This is a genomic window from Anaerostipes sp. CAG:276, from assembly GCF_000432215.1.
Taxonomy (GTDB): Bacteria; Bacillota; Clostridia; order Lachnospirales; family Lachnospiraceae; genus Anaerostipes; species Anaerostipes caccae.
In genome coordinates, this window is sequence record NZ_FR889198.1 from 41,256 (window position 1) to 45,245 (window position 3,990).

Genomic DNA, 3,990 nt, shown 5'->3' on the forward strand with positions numbered 1-3,990 from the left:
AAGGGCAGCCAAAAGTTTTATACAGCCAGCGAAAAATCACTTTCAAAAATAAAAAAATTGTTAAAGTAAATAGTTCTTAAGAGGGTAACATGATGAACAAAGAAGGGGATATAAAGGTATTATAATATGCACGCCATAAGGAGCAAAAATATATGGGGGATTGTTAAGCGGACGCTGAACAAAGTAGATCCCCGTCTGGTTGAACACGGAGAGAGGGTAGCTTACATTGCTCTCAAAATTTTAGAAGAGGCAGAGGGAGAGATCTCACACGAGATGCTGAAAAATGTCCTTCTGGTATGTCTCATTCATGATATCGGGGCATATAAAACAGAAGAAATTGACTGTATCGTGGAATTTGAATCGAGAAATGTATGGGAACATTCCATTTACGGCAGCTTATTCCTCAAAATGTTTTCGCCTCTTTCCGAATATACGGAGGCAGTGCTTTACCATCATGCGGATTACTGCCTGATGAAGGAGCAGGGAGTGAAAGGACGTACTCTTTTCCTTGCAGATGTCATTCATCTGGCGGACAGAACTGATCTGCTGTGGCAGACAAAGGCACAAATAAGGGAAAAACTTGAGGAGAGAAAAGGAAGGGAGTTTTCTGAGTTTGCCGTTGAGACACTTCTGCGTGCGGAGGAGAAATATCAAATCGGCCGGGCACTGAAGGACGGCTCCTTCGAGGAGGAATTGGAAGACATCATAGAAAAGATGAGATTTACGGAAGATGAGCAGCGGACTTACCTGGAAATGCTGGCATATTCCATCGACTTCCGCAGTGAGTTCATGGTGCTTCACACGATCACAACGGTTAATGCCAGCATTGCCATAGCAAATATTATGGGAATTCCCGGTGACAGGTCAGACCGCCTGTATTACGGCGCTCTGCTCCATGATATCGGAAAGGTTGCCACACCGGTTGAAATATTAGAAAAGCCGGGGGCACTGACACCAGACGAATACAAGATCATGCAGGAGCATGTAGTTGACAGCGGAAGAATTCTGAAAGAATACGTCCATCCTGATATATATAAGATCGCAGTCAGACATCATGAAAAGCTGGACGGCTCCGGCTATCCGCTGGGTCTTACGGGAGATCACCTTTCCAGGGAGGAAAGAATCTGTGCGGTGGCGGACATCATCAGTGCACTGATCCGAAAGCGCAGCTATAAGCAGGTCTTCTCAAAGGAACAGACCTTGAAGATACTCGGTGACATGGCCCGCAGAAATCAAATATGTCCGGAAGTTACAGAGGCCGTTTCCATGAATTATGATTTTCTTATGGAGGAGATCGATAAAAACGGAGAGCGGCTGATGCTGATATATCAGCAAATGAAGGATGAGTACAGAGAGATGCTCGGGATGCTGAAAGAACAGGGATTTCCAAAGATGCTGTCCTAATCTTTTTTCTGATATAGTCACTATTTTATGAAAAACGAAGAATAAAAATAATTTCCCACTCCAGATTCGGAGTGGGATTTTTTTGTGATGAGATCATAACAAATACACAAATGAGCATATTCACATTAAAAAGTGAATATGCTTGACATGCTGCCGAAATATGCTATAATTTGAAACATAAGAACAGATGCACAATAAATAAAGCAAATGCACAGATGGAGGTAATGGTATGATCACAGATATGGGTACAATATTACGAAAGGCAAAAGCAGAAGGATATGGAGTTGCAGCACCAAATGTATGGAACCGTGTTACGGTAAAGAGTGTTTTTGAAGCCGCTGAAGAGCTGAAAGCACCGGTCATCTTTGACTGCGCAGGAATCCACAGCCTGGAGGAAACGATAGACACAGTGAACTACTATAAGCACAAGTTTCCGACTGTATCAGGGGCGATCAACTTAGACCACGGCGGGGATTTTGAAGAAATCATGACGGCTATCCGGTGCGGATGCACATCCGTCATGGTAGACCGCTCCACACTGCCATTTGAAGAGAATGTAAAAGAGGTTGCAGAGATCGTTAAAATTGCTCATGCTGTCGGTGTTTCTGTGGAAGCGGAATTAGGGCATGTCGGACAGGGATTTGAATATGAACAGACCAGGGATTCAGGGCTTACGAGAAAGGATGAGGCCGCTGAGTTTGTAAAACAGACTGGGGTCGACTGTCTGGCAGTTTCTGTAGGAACATCCCATGGCACATACAAGGGAACTCCAAAACTTGAGTTCGAATTACTGGCTGAGCTCCATCAGATGCTCGAAATTCCGCTGGTTCTTCACGGGGGATCGGGGACAGGAGATGACAATCTACGAAAAGCAGTGCAGACAGGAATCCAGAAAGTAAATTTATGTACAGACTTGAGCAATGCAGGGCTTGCACAATTAAAAGAATATCTCGGAATTGACTATGACAGCATGGTAAAGGACGGAAGTCTCGGAGAGTTTGGAAACCAGAGTGCCAACATGTATGACTTGTCAAATGCTATGGGAGAAGGCTATAAAAACCTGCTGAAACATTATATGAGATTATTCGGCGGAGAGAACAGAGCATAGAGACTTTTAGGACAGCAGAAAAGGAGCAGATTATGAGCGAAGGGAAAATGAGATTCGGATGTTTAGTAAAAAAAGGTGTGGCAGAAGTCAGGGAAAGAGATTTGCCGGAAATCGGTGAGTATGATGTCCTTTTGAAAATGAAAGCCTGCAACATCTGCACTACAGACTACGGACAATGGCTTGGCTTGAGAGAGCACCAGGGATATCCGATGGCAGGAGGACATGAGGCTGCCGGTATCGTACAGAAAGTCGGATCCAAGGTGGCTGATTTTAAAATCGGTGATCTGGTTGCAACGGGATATGAGGGCTGCGGAAACTGTTCTGCCTGCCGGAACGGACAGGTGGATCAGTGTGCAGACATCAGAAAAGACACGGAAGACGGATACCGCTGGGGCTTCTTCGGATTTTCAGACTATTGTGTGAAAAGTGTGCGGGGCATTTACAAAATAGCAGCTTCTGTGAACCCGGCTGAGGCAGGATTTTTAGAACCGCTGGCTACAGTACTCCACGGGGCAAAAAAATTAAGGCTGAAGCCATTTGATACTGTGGTCGTCATTGGGGCAGGAACGATGGGGCTGATCAATGCACAGGTGGCAAAGGCTTATGGATGCCGTGTGATTGTATCAGAAATGATTCCGAAGAAACTTGAGACTGCCAGGGCTATGGGATTTGAGGTCATTGACTGTAATCAGGCGGATCCTGTGGAGGAAGTAAAAAGGCTGACAGAAGGAAAGGGAACGGATGCTGTTATCGCTGCTGTAGGAGTCACAGCGGCTAATGATCAGGGTCTGAAAATGATCAAAGAAAAAGACGGTAAACTGCTGCTGTTTGCGGCCGGCTATCCGGCACCGGAATTACATATTGATTCCAATGAAATGCATTACCGCAGGATGGAACTGATCGGAACCTTTGGCGCAGACAATGAAGATTTCCAGGAAGCTGCGAGAGCACTCAGCACAGGAGTTGTAGATGTATCTAAGCTAATTGAAGAAAAAACGTTCAAATTAGATCAGATCCAGGAAGCATTTGAAGAGGCAAGCAGGCCGGGAATGTATAGGGTATGTGTCTTATTGGATCAGCAGTAAAAAAGTGAAAGTTTATCAGCAAGAGCAAATGATTTTCCGCATTGATACAGAGGGATTCTTAAATGACGATGAAGATGATGACTAAATCATCTTCAGAATGTCACAGAAAAGGAGAATGAGGTATGGCGAAAAAATTAGCAGTCAGAGTTGATGACCGCCTGATCCACGGACAAGTGGTTACCCAGTGGGTGAAAGTCTTTCATGCACAGAAAATCGTTGTCATTGATGATCAGGTGGCGATAGATAAAATGCAGAAAAGTATACTGAAATTTGCAGCGCCGCCGGACTTGAAAGTCAGTATTTTATCCGTAGAGAAGGCAGCGGAAGCCTGGAAGAAAAATAAGTTTGGCTCCGGAAATGTGTTCGTATTATTCCGGGATGTAAAGCAAATAG

Annotated in this window: 4 protein-coding genes; all 4 read left to right on the forward strand. The window is 44.7% G+C overall.

Annotation, left to right across the window (positions count from 1 at the left end):
• The first annotated feature begins 126 nt into the window (after positions 1 to 126).
• Positions 127 to 1,404: an HD-GYP domain-containing protein gene (locus QVP35_RS11470; RefSeq protein ID WP_009289566.1), complete on the forward strand. Its 1,278-nt coding sequence runs from the start codon at positions 127 to 129 to the stop codon at positions 1,402 to 1,404.
• Positions 1,405 to 1,633: 229 nt separating this feature from the next.
• Positions 1,634 to 2,512, forward strand: coding sequence for a class II fructose-bisphosphate aldolase (locus QVP35_RS11475; RefSeq protein WP_009289567.1), 879 nt, complete (start codon positions 1,634 to 1,636; stop codon positions 2,510 to 2,512).
• 32 nt (positions 2,513 to 2,544) lie between these two features.
• A complete protein-coding gene (locus QVP35_RS11480; RefSeq protein ID WP_009289568.1) occupies positions 2,545 to 3,597 on the forward strand; it encodes a zinc-dependent alcohol dehydrogenase in 1,053 nt (350 codons plus the stop codon).
• Positions 3,598 to 3,719: 122 nt separating this feature from the next.
• A partial coding sequence (locus tag QVP35_RS11485) for a PTS sugar transporter subunit IIB (RefSeq protein WP_288187884.1) occupies positions 3,720 to 3,990 on the forward strand: 271 nt, incomplete at its 3' end.